We start from the raw sequence: 18546 nt of genomic DNA, 5'->3' as shown, positions 1-18546 counted from the left end.
GAATAACATTATAAACCAGGCTAACAGAATATGATAGAATTACCCGAAGCATACAGCAAATTACTTGCAGGCAAACGCATTGATTCGACAGAAGGGAAAGGGATATTTGTAGACATCAAGTTCGACAATAAGATATTCCTAAGTATTTTCGACGGTATAAATATGCGCTATAACGAGAGCAAAACAACTATTCCAAAGAAATACCAGATGCTGGGCGGCTACAAGTCGATATTGTCGAAAAACACATACGATTTGCCTTGTCCGCTCTGTGGCTACGGCATTGTGAAAGAAGCCTATATGGGAGGATCGGTTTACTATTGTCCCGAATGCCAAAAACTATAAAACCGCGCGGCATGTTTCATTTACTTCATATACAGGATTCGTCCCCTGCCCTGCCTCAACGGTTTACCTATCCTTTCCATTATATACCTCATCCGTTATGTGTACAGGCCGCCCAAGAAGTGCAAGCTTATCTGGAAAAACAAGAAGAATGGAGAGAGGAACTGGAACAAGGGAAGATGTTTGGTGTATTGATCACAAAGAACCATATGGGAAAACTGGGCTTTCTGGCAGCTTTCTCGGGTACGTTGGCCGGAAAGAACCTACATCCCTACTTCGTTCCTCCTATTTATGATTTGTTGGAACCGGAGGGATTCTTCAAACCGGAAGAAGACCGGATATCATCTATAAACAAGCAAATCGAAGCAATTGCAGGAAGTAAAGAATACCAGGCATGCAAACAACATCTGAGGCAACAAACAAAGGAAGCTGAATTGTCTTTAAAAGTTGCAAAAGCACAGTTAACCAATGCCAAAAAAAAGCGGGATGCATGCCGTATGAATCATCCGGATGCGGTAGAGCAAGCTGCTATGATACGTGAAAGCCAATATGAAAAGGCGGAGTTTAAACGGTTGAAAAATCACTGGAAAGAGCGGATCAGTTCTTTGCAAGCAAATGTAGAAACATTTGAACAAGAGATAAACCGGCTAAAGGCTGAACGGAAGGAACGCTCCGCCGCTTTGCAACAAAAACTTTTCGAACAATTCAGGATGCTAAACGCACGTGGTGAAAGCAAGAACCTGTTAGCAATCTTTGAGCAGGCTAAACATCAACTGCCTCCTGCCGGTGCTGGTGAATGTGCCGCTCCCCGTCTTTTGCAATATGCTTATCTGAAGAAACTGCATCCCATAGCGATGGCCGAATTCTGGTGGGGACAATCGCCCAAAGCGGAAATACGGCGGCATGGCTATTATTATCCGGCCTGCAAAGGGAAATGCGAGCCAATTCTCAACCACATGCTTCAGGGATTAGAGGTAGATCCGAATCCATTGGCAGAAGAGCTCCCAAAGGAAACAGAACTCCGTATCTTGTGGGAAGACGAATGGTTGGCGGTAGTGGATAAGCCAGCCGGAATGCCTTCTGTTCCGGGTAAGCTGCATCTGAACTCGGTCTACAGTGAGATGCAGAAACGATATCCGGAAGCAACCGGCCCTTTGGTGGCACACCGGCTCGACATGGCTACTTCCGGGCTATTGATAGTAGCCAAAACAATGGAAGTATATCAGAATCTGCAAATCCAGTTTAGTAACCGGACAATCAGGAAACGCTACATCGCTTTATTAGAGGGAAAGGTTTCTTTATTTCAGGGCATAATTGACCTACCTCTTTGCCTTGATCCGGAGGACAGACCCAGACAAATGGTGAGCGATAAATACGGAAAACGGTCTGTTACGGAATATCAGGTTCTAGGATATAAGGATGGCATAACCCGAATTGCATTCTATCCGTACACCGGACGAACGCACCAATTACGCGTTCATGCAGCTCATACATCAGGGCTGAATGCACCTATAATCGGAGATGAATTATATGGAAAAAAAGCTGAACGGCTTTATCTGGACGCCGTTGCCATAACATTCCGCCATCCTGTTACAGGAGAAACGATCTGCGTGGAGAAAGAAGAAACCTTTTAAAAAGAATCAGCGTTTAAACTTCAGGAAAGGAAGAACCAGGAAAGCCGGAATACAGCAAATCATTACCCAGACGAAGAAATACTGGTAGCCAATCTGCTCCTGAATCCAACCGGAAGCCATACCTGGCAACATCATGCCTAGAGCCATAAATCCGGTACTGATGGCATAATGTGAAGTTTTATATTCGCCTTCGGCAAACAACATCAGATACATGGTATAAGCAGTAAAACCGAAACCATAGCCAAACTGCTCGACAGCGACACAGGCGTTGATAATGAATATATTATCCGGCATAGCATACGCCATGTATAAATAAACCAGATTTGGCAATGAAATAGCCAAAGCCATAGGCCAAAGCCACTGCTTCAATCCTTTCCGTGCAATAGCCAGTCCGCCCAAAATGCCTCCCAGCAACAAAGACACTACACCAACCGTGCCATAAGCAAAACCTACCTGTGCCGTAGACAGCGCCAATCCGCCAGTCTCGCGACTATCCAGCAAAAAGGGAGAAGCCAGTTTCACCAGTTGCGATTCACCCAAACGATAAGTAAGCATAAAGAGTATTGCCGGAATAATACCTTTCTTACGAAAAAAACTGGCAAATGTCTTCATAAACTCAACCATGATGACAGACGGCGTAACCTGAGGACGCGGAGCATCTTCGGCCGGGCGAGGCAATACAGATCGATGCCATAAAGACAGTCCAACAAACAGACCTGCTATAATAAAGAAGATAATGCTCCAGGAGAAAGGAATACGTCCGGTAGACTTTTCCAGAAAACCGGCTAGCATAACCAGCAGACCTTGCCCGGTAATCATGGCCACCCGATAGAAGGTATTACGTATGCCGATGAAGAATGCTTGTTGATCCTGCGTCAGTCCCAGCATATAAAAGCCGTCGGCGGCAATGTCGTGTGTAGCCGAACTGAAAGCCATCAACCAGAAGAATGCCAACGTAGCCCGGAAGAAGAAATCGCCGGGAAGGACAAATGCAACGCCTGCCATGCCGGCTCCGATAAACAGTTGCATGGCGTAAATCCACCAACGCTTCGTCTTGATCAAATCCACAAACGGACTCCACAACGGTTTGATAACCCACGGAAAGTAAAGCCAACTAGTGAATAAAGCTATATCCGTATTAGATATATCGAGCCGCTTGTACATAATGACAGAGAGCGTCATTACGGCCACATAAGGTAAACCTTCCGCAAAGTACAATGAGGGAATCCAACTCCAGGGATTTTTCATAACTGAAAGATGTCTGCATCCTTCCATGCCGGAAATTTAGCACGAAAGTCATTTAGTTCGTTTTTCAGGAGCGTACATGTACGCATTATCTCTTCCCGCTTACCGGCATCGGCCATCTTTTTACCCCTGGGATCAAACACCATCGAATCTCCACGGTAAGAGAATCCTTTTCCATCTACACCCACACGATTCACGCCACATACATAACACATATTCTCTATGGCACGTGCCTGAAGCAGCACTTTCCATACTTTCTTGCGCGGCTCAGGCCAGTTCGCCACATAAATAAGGAGATCATATTCATTATTTACGTTCCGGCTCCAAACCGGAAAACGGAGGTCATAGCATACCAGCAAACGAATATTCCAATCTTTGTAACGAACAATTACACGCTCATCACCGGCAGAAAAATGTTTATCTTCACCGGCCATGCGGAATAAATGACGCTTGTCATAGTAATATTCTTCGCCATCAGGCGTAATAAAGAATGCACGATTATAATATTTACCGTTTTCCTTTACTATAAAACTGCCGACAATAGCTATACCATACTTATGAGACCATTTTTTTACAGAACGTATTGTTTCGCCATCCATTGTATCTGCCAGCTTCTCTACTTCCATAGAAAAGCCGGTAGTAAATGTTTCCGGCAGAACGGCTATATCCGTTTTACCGCTTACACGGCGGAGCAACTCTCCATAATATTCCAAATTTTCATTCCGGTCTTCCCATATTATATGAGACTGAACCATACTGATACGCAAATTGTCGGCCATATTATTACACATTAAATTTCAACAAAATTCTCCGGATGACAAGCCGTAATTCCACGATAATGCATACGTATTTCGTGTATATCCTTATCAACATCTCCCGTAGGATAAAATACACCTTTTGTTCCGACTTCTTTCTTTCCATAATCAAAGTAAGCCATCACTATCGGCACATTTGCTTTGAAAGCAATATAATAGAAACCCTTTTTCCATTCTTTTGCCCGCTTGCGCGTACCTTCGGGAGTAATTGCCAACTGGAATTTATCACGCGTATTAAATATTTCCACCATCTGTTCTGTAACAGATGTTCGTTTTCCGCGATCAACCGGAACTCCACCCAACCAATTAAACAACAGGTTAAAAGGAAAAAAGAACCATTCCTTCTTTATAAGGAAGCCTGCATTACACCCAATTGATGTATAAAATAACTTTCCTACGATAAAATCCCAGTTGCTGGTATGAGGCGCAACACATATTATGCATTTCGGCAATTCAACACCATCAACCGGGCCAAGTTTCCATCCTGCTAACCGGAGTATTGCTTTACAAATTTCTTTCTTCATGCTTACTTTTCTTTGCTCAGAGAGCCAATTTCGGTAGCAATGGCATTTACCTCCGACTGCAAGTCAGCTCTGAGCTTGCGATAATATTCTTTTACTAATGCCTTATTTTCCTTCGCATCAGGACGATTGGCACGACGTACATATTCATCTTGCATATCCAAGATTCGAGCCATCACAACATCGGCTTTTTCTTGATTTACGCCGGGAATATACAACTTGCATACTAGTGCTTCTGTAAATAAATCACCAGCCACATAGCTGATGTCTTTCTTTAAAATTCTTCTTTTAGCCATACTTCATTTGTATTTAAACTTCCACAAAGTTAGGAATATTGTTATTAAATACCTTTGAATAGTGAAGAAAAAACATAAAATAGACTATCTTTGCAAGCGTGAAATTACTGATTATAAACAATATCATATATGAGCAATAACATAACGACGCCAGAGTACCTGTTTGAAAGTAGCTGGGAAGTTTGTAATAAAGTAGGAGGAATTTACACTGTCCTTTCAACGAAAGCGCATACATTACAACAAATCTTTAATGACAAAATAGTTTTCATTGGCCCGGATGTATGGACAGACACAAAAACTCCTGACTTTATCGAAGATACAGTCTTGTTTGCCGATTGGAAACAACATGCATTATCCCAAGAGAAACTAAATATCAAGGTCGGCCGATGGAATGTTCCTGGAACGCCTCCTGTAGTCTTAGTCGACTTCAAACCTTTTTTCAAAGAGCGTGATGCTTTCTATTTTTCTATGTGGGAACATTTCAAGGTTGATTCGATGCATGCTTACGGAGACTACGACGAATCTTGCATTTTCGCTCTTGCTGTTGGCAAAGTAATAGAAAGCTTTTATCACTTTTATAAGTTGGAAAACAAGAAAGTAGCCGCCTTATTCAATGAATGGATGTTGGGAATGGGGGCACTTTATATCCAAAAACAACTTCCGGCCATTGCCACATTATTCACAACACATGCCACATCTATCGGTCGTTCCATTGCAGGCAATAACAAAGCTTTGTATGCCTATATGGATGGTTATAACGGAGATCAGATGGCCAGAGAGTTGAATATGGAAGCCAAACATTCACTGGAAAAACAAGCGGCTCACTATGTAGATTGTTTTACTACGGTTAGTGATATTACTGCCCATGAATGTAAGCAATTATTAGACAAGGCACCGAATATTGTTACTTCCAACGGCTTTGAACGCAACTTTGTTCCGGAAGGAAAAGTATACACAGAAAAACGAGCTATCGCACGTCGCACATTAATTAATGTAGCAGAGAAACTTTTGGGCAGCCCTATATCTTCGGATGCTTTATTAATTTCTACCAGCGGACGTTATGAATATCGAAACAAAGGTATCGATGTATTTATCGAAGCGATGAACCGCGTACGTACATCCGGTCGTTTGCAACGCGAAGCAATAGCATTCATTATGGTTCCGGCATGGGTTCGTGATGCCCGTGCAGATTTGAAAGAAGTTATAGAAAAAGATATTAAAACGACTTCACCTCTACAAGTACCTTTTATTACACACTGGCTACACCAAATGCGGGAAGATAAGGTATTAAACTATATTACACATGCAGGCTTTACGAATAAGGCATCCGACAAGATGAAAATTATCTTCGTACCTTGTTATCAGGACGGATCCGACGGTATATTCAATAAAGCTTATTACGATTTGCTCATTGGCATGGATGTCACCGTTTACCCTTCATATTACGAACCTTGGGGCTACACCCCATTGGAAAGTATAGCGTTTGGCATTCCTACAATTACAACAAACCTGGCAGGTTTCGGATTATGGGCTGCAAAAACAGTATCGGGAAATGATATTAACGAAGGCGTTGCCGTTGTTAATCGTACAGACTTCAATTATTTCGAAGTTGCCGATACTATTGCAAATTATATATTGTCTTACGCACAGAAAGACAAAAAAGAAACTGAAACCATCAAACAACATTGTTTTGACATTGCCAGCAAAGCCGAATGGAGCAAATTTATTACTTATTATAAAACAGCTTTCGGCATAGCATTAGAGCAAGCCCAGAAAAGAAACAACTAAACATAACTCATAATTAAGAAGATAATCCTATCTTTGCACAGTTTTACAAAAAGAAGAAAGATTATCATTTATTCATAAAAAGAAACTTATTAAACTTCACGATAATGAAAATCAAGGCGAATAACGCAAACAGTCCGATCTGGAAAGAGGTTTACTCACATTCAAAGCTTCCTCAGCAGTTGGAACCGCTTTACGAAATGGCTACTAACCTTTGGTGGGTATGGAATCATGAAGGTGCCAAACTATTCCGCAAATTAGATGAAAAGCTTTGGCAAACAACAGAAGGCAATCCTGTACTATTGCTACAAAAACTTCCATATAAACGTATAGAAGAAATTTTGGTAGACAAAGCTATTATAGCGGAAATGGAAAAGGTGTATGCCGATTTCAAAGCTTACGTAAATGTAAAGCCTGATACAACAAAACCGTCGGTTGCTTATTTCAGTATGGAATATGGTTTAACGAATGTGTTAAAAATATATTCAGGAGGTCTCGGTGTACTAGCCGGCGATTATCTGAAAGAAGCCAGCGATTGTAATATAGATTTATGTGCCGTAGGCTTCTTATACCGTTACGGATATTTTACACAATCTTTGTCTATGGACGGACAACAGATTGCAAATTATGAAGCTCAAAACTTCAATACATTACCACTTACACAGGTAATGCAATCCAACGGAGAACCCATGTTATTGGAGGTTCCTTACCCGGGAAGAACAGTTTATGCACATATCTGGAAAGTAAGCGTAGGACGTATTCCTTTGTATTTGATGGATACAGATATTCCTCAGAACAGTGAATGGGATCGCTCTATCACCCATCAGTTATATGGTGGCGACTGGGAAAACCGTATGAAGCAAGAATATTTGCTGGGTATCGGCGGTATCATGATGCTAAACAAACTTGGTATCAAAAAACAAATCTATCACTGCAATGAAGGCCATGCAGCACTTATCAATGCTCAACGCCTTGTAGATTATATTCAAAAGGATGGATTGACCTTCAATCAAGCCCTTGAAGTAGTCCGTGCATCTGCTCTTTACACAGTTCATACTCCGGTTCCTGCTGGTCATGATTATTTTGATGAAGGCCTATTCGGTCGGTATATGGGCGAATTCCCAGGCAAACTTGGTATCAGTTGGCAAGAATTTATTGATATGGGACGTGAAAACCCCGGATCAAATGAAAAATTCTCAATGAGTGTATTTGCTTTGAATACATGCCAGGAAGCCAATGGTGTAAGCTGGTTGCATGGTAAAGTATCTCAAAAAATGTTCGCTCCGGTTTGGAAAGGATATTTCCCGGATGAACTACATGTAGGATATGTTACAAATGGCGTTCACATGCCAACTTGGGCTGCTACAGAAATGAAGAAATTCTATGCAGAAAAATTCGATAAAAAGTTCTTTAGCGACCAATCTAACAAGAAATACTGGGAAGCAATTCAAAACGTTCCTGATGAAGAAATCTGGGAAATACGCAAGACTTTAAAGAACAAACTGATTGATTATATCAAAGAACAATACAAAGGTAACTGGTTGAAAAACCAAGGTGATCCTTCAAAAGTAATGTCAATCCTTGAAAAAATCAATCCGAATGCACTAATGATCGGTTTCGGTCGCCGTTTTGCTACATACAAACGCGCTCACTTGTTATTTACTGATTTAGACCGTTTGGCAAAAATTGTAAATAACGAACAATACCCAATCCAGTTTGTATTCACAGGAAAAGCTCACCCGGCTGATGGTGGCGGACAAGGCCTGATTAAACATATTGTAGAAATTTCACGTCGTCCGGAATTCTTAGGAAAGATTATTTTCCTGGAAAACTACGATATGCGTTTAGCCCGTCGTTTAATCTCAGGCGTTGACGTATGGCTGAATACACCGACCCGTCCATTGGAAGCTTCCGGTACGTCTGGAGAAAAAGCGGAAATGAATGGTGTTCTTAACTTTTCCGTACTTGACGGATGGTGGTATGAAGGCTATCGCGAAGGCGCTGGTTGGGCATTAACCGACAAGCGTACTTACGAAAACCAACAGTATCAAGATCAATTAGATGCCGCAACAATCTACCATATTCTGGAAACCGAAATAATCCCGACTTATTATGCTAAGAACAGCAAGGGATATTCTCCAGACTGGATTCAGTATATCAAAAATTCAATCTCAAAGATTGCTCCCGACTATACAATGAAACGCATGTTAGATGATTATGAAAACCGTTTCTATAGTAAACTGGCTACACGTTCGGCTCATCTTCAGGAAAACAATTACGCAATGGCAAAAGAGATTGCAGCATGGAAAGAAGAAGTGGCAGAGCACTGGGATAGTTTCCAGGTAGAATCATTCACTTGCGACCAAGACTTATTGTTAAACGGTCCGGTTATTGGGCAGAATTACACATTTAATTTAGTTATCGACCGTCACGAATTACGAGGTATGCTCGGAGTTGATATGGTAATAACTAAAGAAGATCCGGAAAAACATACACTGGAACTTGTTTCTGTTGAATCTTTCAAACTGATGAAAGAAGAAGGTTCTAAATTATTCTTCTCTCTTACAAGTACTCCGACAGAGGCAGGCAACCTAAACTTAGGCTTCCGGGTTTATCCGGTAAATAAAGAATTACCTCATCGTCAGGATTTCGCTTATGTTCGTTGGTTACAACAATAATAATTCTGATAAACTATAAATATCAAAATGAAATGAACCCCGAAAGTTTTTTATCTAACTTTCGGGGTTCACTTCATTTTGCCACAACCTCTTACTGAATATTTTAGTTTTGTCCAATAACTGTAACGGTTTAGAGTGACTAATCACAAATCAAAAAACTCCTTAGAACGCATACGAAACACCTATAGAAGGCATTAAAGCATATACATTGTAATCTCCACCGAATGTACGAGGTTTTCCTAACAGATCGAGATCCGTATAAGAACCGTCGCGTCCGAAACCGGTCACATAAGAAAATGCGAAATCAACAGACAAAGATTCCAGCGGACGGAAACTCAAACCGGCCGTGATACCCAACTTATTCATACTCGGAGTCTCCGGATTCAGGTAATTATCCTCTACCGGAGTTTCATCGAAATAAGCACCTAAACGAAGATCGAGACGATTTGTTGCTGCAAACTGAGTTCCCAGACGATAAATACGTGAGTTTTTGTATTTCTTCGGAGCATCGATATCATATTGGCTCAATTCTGAAGCCGGATAGAAATTCACAACCAATGAGTTGTAAGCACCCCAACCGACGAACTGAACTTCTCCCGATACGATCCAACGATCCGTAGGCTTGTAAGTCAAACCGACATTCCAGTTATCCGGTAGCGGCAATTCAGCTGAGAAAGTAGCCTGGTCTAACGGGGGAATCTGAATACCATCTTTAGGAATACCCGGTATAGAACCCAGTTGGCTAATCAAACCATTCACCTGTTCCAACAATCCTTTGAAGCCTAATTCATTGGCATAGCTCAAACGAACATCACCTTCTTTTACACGGGCTTTTACTTTTGAACGGTAAGATACACCGACAGTAAATTTATCGTTAATATCGTACATGGCTCCGACATTGAACCCCAGACGAATACCGGCATCCCCCTTCAAAGAAGCAGAAACTGCAGATGTTTCGTCATATTTGGACATTTCTGACACGAGTTGATCGACAATCGGCTTATATTGAGGCATAGCTTCCAATATCGGACCGAGTTGCCCCATCATACTTTCAGCCAAACCTGTCATTGCACGCGGCGCTATCAAGGCACGGTTCAGTTCGATATTACCAAATTCCATCATCAGACCGGCACCAATACTCAGGTTATCCATAATCTTCCAGGAAACAGTAGGTTGAATATTGAACGCTTTTAAAGAGATATCCTGTACCAGGTGAGCGCCTTTCCAGTCGCGCCCCCAGTTAATGGCACTACCATAAGGGGTATTTACACTGATACCGGCAGCAAGGAAATCATAAATCTTAAAACCGGCATATACAAACAAAGGCGTACTTGCCTTATTATCCGTTTTTTGAACGTATCCATTATCTCCCGCAAACTTACCGTTGGCAAACACACCAGTTATACCGGCCGATAAGTCTACACTCTTATCCATAAAAACCATACCGGCCGGATTAAAATGCATACTTTCGGCCCCCAGTTTCATAGCAGTACCCACATGGCCCATACCAGACTGCTTTGTGCTTTGTGCATTTACCTGATAACCTTCTGCCGCAGCATAAGACATTGGAAGCATGGAAAGACATGCTAAAGCGATAATTTTCTTCATAAATTATTAATTAGTTAATACCTCATTCTATTGCCATCCCTGGCACAAACGGGGACAAAGATAAAATACTTTTCCTTACCATTGCACATTTTTAGTCAAATTGTGCGGCACAAAGAAGTGCTTTTTGTGCAAAACAGTTTATCAAACAAATGCATAGTTAACTTTACTGATTATACTGACCCATTATTTACGTGAATAAGCATGCACTCTTATTAAAAAAGATCCCGATGATTTAAAAAAAAGACCCTGATGTTTTTGAAAAAAGATCCCGATGATTTGACAAAAACGATTTCATTGTTGCAAAGGGCAATATTTCAATGTATAAATTAAACAAAACAAAAAAATCTCTTTTTGTTTTGTTTTTATGATTTATTATTTTTAACATTGTAAATATTCTTTCAGCCATAATACTTAAAGACATGATATCACACCTAAAGCTAAACACAGATAATCAATGGATTATCCAATCTAACGAGAAACACAGTAATAATGTTAGCATATTGGCTCAACGTTTTTCTGAAGACTTTAAAAGCGGTATATGGGGTAAATTCATTGGACTTTTACATGATCTGGGTAAAGAGAATCCCGAATTTCAACGATATATTAGTGGAGTTAGTGGTTATAAACCAGAATTTGCCGGAAACAGACACGTGAATCATGCCTATGTGGGAGCCCTTGCAGCAAGGAAGATCTTCCCAAAAGAGTTTTTTATTTTGAGTTATTGTATCATGGGGCATCATGCGGGGCTACCGGATTGTGGAAACTTTGACAATACAATGAAATCTCCTTTTCCTAAAGATGTGACTGTCCCATTTTATAAAGAGAATACGCTTCCTTTGCCATTTCAACTTCAATTATCTGAAATTCACATCTGGATCAGGATGCTGTTTTCGTGCTTGGTAGATGCTGATTATCTGGACACTGAAGAATTTATGAACGAAGAGCAATCTAAGTTACGCAAAAATAAAGCAAAACTACATGAGCTACTTCCCCCCTTAAAAAATCATTTATATCAATTAAAAAAGCACGCCTCAGATACTCCGCTAAATAAAATACGAGAAGAAATTCAGAAAAAATGCTTTGATGCTGCTTCAATTCAACCCGGATTCTTTAGTCTTACTGTCCCTACCGGAGGTGGAAAAACGCTTTCATCACTGGTATGGGCAATCAACCATGCTCTGAAATATGGAAAGAAACGTATTATCATTGCTATTCCTTATACCAGTATTATTGTTCAGACTGCCCAGATATTACGGGATATTTTCGGACCGGAGAACGTATTGGAGCATCATTCAAATACAATAAAAGAAACTTATGCAAACCCAAAGTTACAGGAGCAAATGAAACTGGCCACAGAAAACTGGGATGCACCCATTATTGTGACAACGAATGTTCAGTTATTCGAATCGCTTTTCTCCAACCGTCCCTCTAAATGCAGGAAACTACATAATATATGCAATAGCATTATCATTCTGGATGAAGTTCAGACATTACCACTGAACTATCTGCGACCGATTATCGATTGCTTAAAGGCATTACAAAACTTATTCGGCACATCGATACTTTTTACAACAGCAAGCCAGTCGGTCATCGACGGCGATATCCGTTGCGGCAAATCGAACAAAGACCACTTTGATGGCATTCAAAACATACACGAAATTATATCTGATCCGGAACAGCTTTCAGCACAACTCCGAAGGGTACAAATACACATGGATACCGGTATATCGAACTATAATGAGATAGCCGAACGAATAGTCAGGCACAAACGGGTCTTGTGCATTGTCAATACCCGTGCAGATGCAAAGGAAATTTATACCCGTTTGCCGGAAGATGAATTCACATTTCATTTATCGCGCATGATGTGCCCTGTCCACATCCGCGAAACAATTAAAACGCTAAAAAAAGCACTTTTATCAGAAGACATTCCTATTATCAGAGTAGTAGCGACACAACTAATTGAAGCAGGAGTAGACATAGACTTCCCAGTTGTATTCCGGCAAGAAGCGGGATTAGATTCAATTATCCAGGCTGCAGGACGATGTAACCGGGAAGGTAAGCTTAAAAGTGGAAATACCTACGTGTTTAAACTCGAAAAGACATACAGAGGGAGCATTTCTCTGGCATTGAGCGCATTGAAACGATTAAACAAAGAAAGTGACTGGCTTTCCCCTGATACGATAAAGAGCTACTTTAAACACTTATACTATAATATAAACTCATTTGATGAAGCTAGAATCTGTGATGCTCTCTATACCACTAACGATTTCTATTTTAAAACGGCCGCCGATAACTTTCGGTTGATCGATAATAAAGGTATAGGCGTCATTGTCAACTATCAAAACAGTATAGCACTGATTGAAAGGCTAAAATCCGAAGGCCCTTCTTATCAGTTACTGAAAGAATTAAATCAATATACGGTTCACGTGTACGAGGAAGACTTAAAAAAGTTCTGCAAATATGGTTTGATAGAGGAAATATTAGAAGGCATCTTCTTCCTTTCGGAAAGAAAGCAATATGATCCTAAAATTGGTTTGGCTTTAGAAAACCATTGGTTGGAGGAAATTTTGACAATATAAAACGGATTGTTAACGATAAAATAAAAACATATGGAATACATTGACAAAGAATTCTGTTTGGATGTACAGGGAGAAATGGCTTGTTTTACGCGGCCTGAGCTAAAAGTGGAACGAGTCAGTTATGACGTAATTCCTCCTTCAGCAGCCCGGGCCATTTTCGATGCCATCTTCTGGAAACCAGCTATCCGGTGGGAGGTTACACGCATCGAAGTTTTAGCTCCTGTAAAGTGGGCTTCCATACGCAGAAATGAAGTGGGTGCTATAGCCAGTCCGCGTACAAAATGCATTTTCATTGAAGAGAAGCGGCAACAACGTTCCAGCCTTCTTCTTCGTGATGTGCATTACCGGATACATGCCAAACAGGTTTTCATCCCTTCAAAGAACAGAAAAGATGAAAAACACGAAGGCGGCGAAGACGAAAACCCCGGAAAGTATAACGCAATGTTCGAACGCCGGGCCCGTAAAGGGCAGTGTTTCAATCAACCTTATCTGGGCACGCGCGAGTTTTCTGCATCGTTTCGGCTTATAGAAAAGGATGAAACGAACTTATACCCTCCTATTCCGGAAACCCGGGATTTGGGACTAATGCATTATGACATGGACTTTAACCACTCTAAAGGTGCGTTACCTCTATATTTTCGTGCCCAAATGAACCAAGGTGTTATTGAAATTCCACCATTTAACAGCCCCGACATACTAAGATGATACTAAAAGCACTTTATGACTATTACCAAAGGAGCAAAGATCTAGCTCCGGAAGGTTTCGAACTGAAGGAAATACCTTTTCTGATTCGTATCGATAAAGATGGAAATTTTCAGGAACTGGAGGATATGCGTATGGATAAGAAACAATGCAAATCCTTTCAGGTCGTAAAGAACAATGGACGTACCAGTGCTCCCATGCCTAATATTTTATGGGATAACGTAGAGTATGTATTAAACTTTACAGAGAACCACCTTCTCCCTCAACAACAATTAACAGATAAAGAGGAAGCAAAGCGTTTGAAAGCCATCGGGAAGTCAAATGTAAAAAACCAATTATTCATAGACAAGGTTTTGGAACTCGCATCACATTATCCGCAAAACGAAGCTTTCCGGGCAGTAGCATTATTCTATAAAAAAGAGCAATTAGATATGATCCGGGCAGACCGTTTATGGAAGGAGATCGAGAAGAAACCGACAGTCAACCTATCCTTCAGACTGGAAAGTGAAGATGAAATCGTTGCGGAAGATGATGATTTGGCAGATTACATAACCTCTTCCAGTAAGAATGATACAGGGCCTTCAGAAAACTATCCGGTCTGCCTGATTACCGGCGAAAAAGCAGAACCGGTGGCAACAACCACCGCCACCATGATCCCAGGGAGCCAGGCTACTGCTAAGTTGGTGGCTTTTCAGGTAAAATCCGGTTATGACTCATTTGGAAATCTGCAGGGATTAAACGCCCCCATCTCCAGAAAAGCAGAAGCAGCCTATACCACTGCCCTCAACCGATTACTAGCCAAAGACTCTCCAAATAAATTCATGATTGGAAACCGCACCTTTGTTTTCTGGGCTTCCAACTCAGATGAAGCCTCCAAAGCGGTTGAAGCAGGCATGACCAGTCTGTTCAGTCATATCAAAGAAGAAGACAACCCCAATAAGCGTATAGAAGAAGTAAAGGAGGTGTTCAAAGCCATCTATTCAGGAGTGTTCCGCACCAATCTGGACGATCGGTTTTATATTCTGGGACTTGCTCCCAACTCTGCCCGTATTGCCGTTGTCTATTGGAATGAAACTACACTAAAGGATTTCTCTAAAAACATCTGGCAACACTTTGAAGACATAGACATAGCCGATACCCGAAAAGAACAACGCTCCTATTACGGACTACATCAAATGCTTCGAAGTGTAGCATTTCAAAGCAAAAATGAGAACATACCTCTTAATCTGCCCGAGGCCACTGTCAAAAGCATCTTTCAAGGCACACCTTACCCAGACACTCTTTTCCATGCATGCCTACAACGTATTCGTGCAACACAAGAAATAGGTATTACCAGGGCTGCCATCCTTAAAGCATATAATAACAGAAAATATAAGAATCTAAAACTTAAAGTTATGTTAGACAAAGAAAACACCAGTCCCGGTTATTTATGCGGGAGATTATTCGCTACGTTAGAATATCTGCAAGAGAAAAGTAGCGGGATCAACACAATTCTCGAGAAGTATATGAATGCAGCATCCGGCACTCCTGCAACTGTCTTCCCCACATTACTGAACCTTTCTATACATCATGTGGAAAAGCTGAAAAGAGAAGGACAATATTCTAAAGATTATTTTGAACGTAAGAAAAGAGAAATTATCGACAAAATTCCGGCAGATGGCTTCCCCACACATCTCGATTTACGCGAACAGGGACGTTTTATGGTAGGTTATTATCATCAAAGACAATACTACTATACTTCAAGAAAAATAACAACAGACAAAGAATAAGTTAAATCATAAAAGAAATAAGATCATGGAAAATAATTGCATCAACAACCGCTACGACTTTATTTATCTCTTCGATGTACAAGATGGAAACCCGAATGGAGATCCCGATGCAGGAAACTTACCCCGTATCGATGCCGAAACAGGCATGGGACTTATTACGGATGTCTGTTTAAAACGAAAAATACGTAATCATATCTTTTACACAAAAAACTGTACCGATAAGTTCGACATCTTCATCAAAGAAAAGGCAATACTAAACGACCTGATAAATCAGGCTCACGAAGATGAAAGTGTAAAGAGCAAAGAAGAAGGCGAGAAAACAGAAGCCGCACGGCATATCATGTGCAAACGTTATTATGATGTCCGTACTTTCGGTGCCGTCATGTCTACCGGCAAGAATGCTGGACAGGTCAGAGGACCTATCCAGTTAACCTTTGCCCGTTCGGTCAGTCCAATCGTACCTTCTGAACATTCTATTACCCGTCTGGCAGTAGCGACCCCGGAAGAGGCAAAGAAGCAAAAAGGCGATAACCGCACAATGGGACGTAAAGCAACGATTCCTTACGGCCTTTACCTTTGTCATGGTTTCATTTCTGCAAATCTAGCGAAGCAAACAGGTTTCAGCGAAGAAGACTTACAATTGTTCTGGGACGCGCTTCGCAATATGTTCGATCATGACCGGTCGGCAGCACACGGACTAATGAGCGCACAACGCCTGATTGTATTCAAGCATAACTCGGAACTGGGAAATGCACCTGCCAACAAACTATTTGAACGCATAAGCATTACACAGAAAAATCCAGAAGTCGCTCCACGTTCGTTCAGCGACTACGAAATCACGATAGACAAAACAAATCTGCCGACAGGCGTAACTATCGAAGAACTTTTATAATGAGTTACGCCGAAGATAATATGCTTATGTTGTCGGGGATACAGCACTATATGTTTTGTCCCCGACAATGGGCTTTAATACATATAGAGCAACAATGGAATGAGAATCGCTTTACAATTGAAGGAGAAATATTACATACCCATGTAGATGATCCCTTTTATCGCCAAAAAGGAAAAAATGGAATTACTTTACGTTCTGTATCTATAGCTTCCAAGCAGTTAGGGTTGTATGGTATCTCTGATGCCATAGAATTGCATCCTAGTGAAACGTCCGAAAATGCAATTATTCATCCTCAATACACTGGTTGGTGGAAGCCTTTTCCGGTAGAATATAAACGGGGGCATAGCAAGATTGATGAACGAGACGAAGTTCAACTTGCAGCGCAAGTTATATGTCTTGAAGAAATGTATAACATACATATTGATTACGGTGCTTTATTCTATGGAGAAACCAGACGTCGCGAATTAATAGAAATATCTCCTAAATTACGTCAACTCACCATTGATTGCTCGCATAAAATGCACCGACTTTATCAGAAAGGCGAAACACCAAAAGCTGAAAAGAAAGCTCATTGCAGGAACTGTTCTCTTGTTGATTTATGTATGCCCAAACTGGCAGATTGTAAAACTGTAGAAAAATATTTAAAAGAAAACTTATATGAGGAAGCTGCTGAACACACTTTACGTAACGACTCCTGAAGCCTATTTGAGTAAAGAGGGATTAAATATTGTCATTTCTGTGAATCAAACAGAAATATTCCGGATTCCAATTCTTAATATAGAATCAATTGTAACTTTCGGATATATGGGAGCAAGCCCTGGACTTATGAAACTGTGCTGCGATAACAACGTCTCCTTAGTATTTCTTTCTCCAAACGGGCGCTATGTTGGTCGACTACAAGGTCCTGTTCGAGGAAACGTCCTTCTAAGAAATACACAATTCCGTCTTTCTTCAGATAAAGATTTTGCACTTAATGTCAATAAGATATTTATTGGTGCTAAAATACAAAACTATCGGAGTATATTACAACGCTATATGAGGGATTATGGAGCGCATGAAGAAATAACAAAAGTATCTGATACCTTAAAAATGCGTAAACAACAGTTATTTTGTTGTACGACTGCAGACCAATTACGAGGGATAGAAGGAGATGCAGCTAAGAGCTATTTCGATATATTCTCCTATTTAATAGTAAATCAGAAAAATGATTTTGTTTTTCAAGGTCGCAACCGTCATCCTCCTAAAGATGCAGTTAATGCATTACTTTCTTTTGTATATACACTAATAGCTAATGATATTGAGGCAGCTTTAGAAACAATAGGTTTGGACCCTTATGTTGGTTTCTTGCATACACTTCGTCCAGGTAGGCCTTCGTTGGCTTTGGATTTAATGGAAGAGTTTCGTGCTTATTTGGGAGACCGGTTGGTATTATCTCTCATAAATCGTAAGCAAGTAACCATTAAAGATTTTGTTAAACAAGGAGATGAAGGAATCGTAATGACAGATTCTTGTCGAAAAGAAGTTTTACAAACCTGGCAAAAACGTAAAAAAGAGATCATAAACCATCCATATCTGAACGAAAAAGTGCCAATAGGTTTACTGCCTTATGTTCAAGCTATGCTATTAGCGCGTTATTTAAGAGGGGACTTGGACAATTATCCGGTTTTTTTAATACGATAAAAA

The 18546-nt window shown here is 40.7% G+C and carries 15 protein-coding genes; 10 read left to right on the top strand and 5 right to left on the bottom strand.

The genetic code is table 11. The features are described 5' to 3' along the window. The first annotated feature begins 30 nt into the window (after positions 1-30). Together ACYIB7_RS03500 and ACYIB7_RS03495 are read left to right on the top strand one after the other, a co-directional pair. On the top strand, positions 31-342 hold the full coding sequence (locus ACYIB7_RS03500) for a hypothetical protein (protein WP_480338102.1): 312 nt from the start codon (positions 31-33) through the stop codon (positions 340-342). 11 nt (positions 343-353) lie between these two features. After that, a complete protein-coding gene (locus ACYIB7_RS03495; protein ID WP_103984073.1) occupies positions 354-1973 on the top strand; it encodes an RluA family pseudouridine synthase in 1620 nt (539 codons plus the stop codon). Between the two features lie 6 nt (positions 1974-1979). Here the strand turns inward: ACYIB7_RS03495 and ACYIB7_RS03490 are convergent, their stop codons facing one another. The 4 genes from ACYIB7_RS03490 to ACYIB7_RS03475 are packed head-to-tail and all read right to left on the bottom strand — an operon-like array spanning position 1980 to position 4850. Next, a complete protein-coding gene (locus ACYIB7_RS03490; RefSeq protein WP_103984078.1) occupies positions 1980-3221 on the bottom strand; it encodes an MFS transporter in 1242 nt (413 codons plus the stop codon). Beyond that, a complete protein-coding gene (locus ACYIB7_RS03485; protein ID WP_480338101.1) occupies positions 3218-3997 on the bottom strand; it encodes an amidohydrolase in 780 nt (259 codons plus the stop codon). Before ACYIB7_RS03485 ends, ACYIB7_RS03490 begins: the two co-directional genes overlap by 4 nt. An 11-nt stretch (positions 3998-4008) precedes the next feature. Continuing rightward, positions 4009-4557, bottom strand: coding sequence for a 1-acyl-sn-glycerol-3-phosphate acyltransferase (locus ACYIB7_RS03480; RefSeq protein ID WP_480338100.1), 549 nt, complete (start codon positions 4555-4557; stop codon positions 4009-4011). 2 nt (positions 4558-4559) lie between these two features. After that, positions 4560-4850, bottom strand: coding sequence for a hypothetical protein (locus tag ACYIB7_RS03475; RefSeq protein WP_103984070.1), 291 nt, complete (start codon positions 4848-4850; stop codon positions 4560-4562). Positions 4851-4979: 129 nt separating this feature from the next. On the opposite strand from ACYIB7_RS03475, the gene ACYIB7_RS03470 reads away from it, so the two are divergent. Together ACYIB7_RS03470 and glgP are read left to right on the top strand one after the other, a co-directional pair. Beyond that, the gene (locus ACYIB7_RS03470; RefSeq protein ID WP_103984069.1) at positions 4980-6638 is read left to right on the top strand and encodes a glycosyltransferase; all 1659 of its coding nucleotides are present in this window, start codon (positions 4980-4982) and stop codon (positions 6636-6638) included. A 104-nt stretch (positions 6639-6742) separates the two neighbouring features. Continuing rightward, positions 6743-9313, top strand: a complete 2571-nt coding sequence (gene glgP / locus ACYIB7_RS03465) for an alpha-glucan family phosphorylase (RefSeq protein WP_480338099.1) — start codon at positions 6743-6745, stop codon at positions 9311-9313. A gap of 162 nt (positions 9314-9475) precedes the next feature. Here the strand turns inward: glgP and ACYIB7_RS03460 are convergent, their stop codons facing one another. Continuing rightward, complete coding sequence (locus ACYIB7_RS03460; RefSeq protein WP_480338098.1) at positions 9476-10921, bottom strand: OmpP1/FadL family transporter; 1446 nt, start codon at positions 10919-10921, stop codon at positions 9476-9478. A 419-nt stretch (positions 10922-11340) separates the two neighbouring features. On the opposite strand from ACYIB7_RS03460, the gene cas3 reads away from it, so the two are divergent. The 6 genes from cas3 to cas1c are packed head-to-tail and all read left to right on the top strand — an operon-like array spanning position 11341 to position 18543. Further along, a complete protein-coding gene (cas3, locus tag ACYIB7_RS03455; protein ID WP_480338097.1) occupies positions 11341-13500 on the top strand; it encodes a CRISPR-associated helicase Cas3' in 2160 nt (719 codons plus the stop codon). Between the two features lie 30 nt (positions 13501-13530). Continuing rightward, on the top strand, positions 13531-14205 hold the full coding sequence (gene cas5c / locus ACYIB7_RS03450; RefSeq protein WP_480338096.1) for a type I-C CRISPR-associated protein Cas5c: 675 nt from the start codon (positions 13531-13533) through the stop codon (positions 14203-14205). Beyond that, positions 14202-15971, top strand: coding sequence for a type I-C CRISPR-associated protein Cas8c/Csd1 (cas8c, locus tag ACYIB7_RS03445; RefSeq protein WP_480338095.1), 1770 nt, complete (start codon positions 14202-14204; stop codon positions 15969-15971). Before cas5c ends, cas8c begins: the two co-directional genes overlap by 4 nt. 25 nt (positions 15972-15996) lie before the next feature. Beyond that, positions 15997-16863 carry a type I-C CRISPR-associated protein Cas7/Csd2 gene (gene cas7c / locus ACYIB7_RS03440; protein ID WP_480338094.1) on the top strand — a complete coding sequence of 289 codons (867 nt, stop codon included), beginning with the start codon at positions 15997-15999 and terminating at the stop codon, positions 16861-16863. Next, a complete protein-coding gene (gene cas4, locus ACYIB7_RS03435; protein ID WP_480338093.1) occupies positions 16863-17561 on the top strand; it encodes a CRISPR-associated protein Cas4 in 699 nt (232 codons plus the stop codon). Before cas7c ends, cas4 begins: the two co-directional genes overlap by 1 nt. Then, positions 17521-18543: a type I-C CRISPR-associated endonuclease Cas1c gene (gene cas1c, locus ACYIB7_RS03430; RefSeq protein WP_480338092.1), complete on the top strand. Its 1023-nt coding sequence runs from the start codon at positions 17521-17523 to the stop codon at positions 18541-18543. Before cas4 ends, cas1c begins: the two co-directional genes overlap by 41 nt. The last annotated feature ends 3 nt before the right edge of the window (positions 18544-18546 follow it).

Source organism: Parabacteroides sp. KHUB-03 (assembly GCF_056640975.1).
The sequence above is the reverse complement of the archived record's forward strand: the minus strand, read 5'-3'. Positions and strand labels throughout refer to the sequence as shown.

What these genes read in the sequence shown, in the direction of transcription:
- ACYIB7_RS03500 (WP_480338102.1), top strand. Translation starts at nt 31, where the DNA reads ATGATAGAATTACCCGAAGCATACAGCAAATTACTTGCAGGCAAACGC.
- ACYIB7_RS03495 (WP_103984073.1), top strand. Translation starts at nt 354, where the DNA reads ATGTTTCATTTACTTCATATACAGGATTCGTCCCCTGCCCTGCCTCAA.
- ACYIB7_RS03490 (WP_103984078.1), bottom strand. Translation starts at nt 3,221, where the DNA reads ATGAAAAATCCCTGGAGTTGGATTCCCTCATTGTACTTTGCGGAAGGT.
- ACYIB7_RS03485 (WP_480338101.1), bottom strand. Translation starts at nt 3,997, where the DNA reads ATGGCCGACAATTTGCGTATCAGTATGGTTCAGTCTCATATAATATGG.
- ACYIB7_RS03480 (WP_480338100.1), bottom strand. Translation starts at nt 4,557, where the DNA reads ATGAAGAAAGAAATTTGTAAAGCAATACTCCGGTTAGCAGGATGGAAA.
- ACYIB7_RS03475 (WP_103984070.1), bottom strand. Translation starts at nt 4,850, where the DNA reads ATGGCTAAAAGAAGAATTTTAAAGAAAGACATCAGCTATGTGGCTGGT.
- ACYIB7_RS03470 (WP_103984069.1), top strand. Translation starts at nt 4,980, where the DNA reads ATGAGCAATAACATAACGACGCCAGAGTACCTGTTTGAAAGTAGCTGG.
- glgP (WP_480338099.1), top strand. Translation starts at nt 6,743, where the DNA reads ATGAAAATCAAGGCGAATAACGCAAACAGTCCGATCTGGAAAGAGGTT.
- ACYIB7_RS03460 (WP_480338098.1), bottom strand. Translation starts at nt 10,921, where the DNA reads ATGAAGAAAATTATCGCTTTAGCATGTCTTTCCATGCTTCCAATGTCT.
- cas3 (WP_480338097.1), top strand. Translation starts at nt 11,341, where the DNA reads ATGATATCACACCTAAAGCTAAACACAGATAATCAATGGATTATCCAA.
- cas5c (WP_480338096.1), top strand. Translation starts at nt 13,531, where the DNA reads ATGGAATACATTGACAAAGAATTCTGTTTGGATGTACAGGGAGAAATG.
- cas8c (WP_480338095.1), top strand. Translation starts at nt 14,202, where the DNA reads ATGATACTAAAAGCACTTTATGACTATTACCAAAGGAGCAAAGATCTA.
- cas7c (WP_480338094.1), top strand. Translation starts at nt 15,997, where the DNA reads ATGGAAAATAATTGCATCAACAACCGCTACGACTTTATTTATCTCTTC.
- cas4 (WP_480338093.1), top strand. Translation starts at nt 16,863, where the DNA reads ATGAGTTACGCCGAAGATAATATGCTTATGTTGTCGGGGATACAGCAC.
- cas1c (WP_480338092.1), top strand. Translation starts at nt 17,521, where the DNA reads ATGAGGAAGCTGCTGAACACACTTTACGTAACGACTCCTGAAGCCTAT.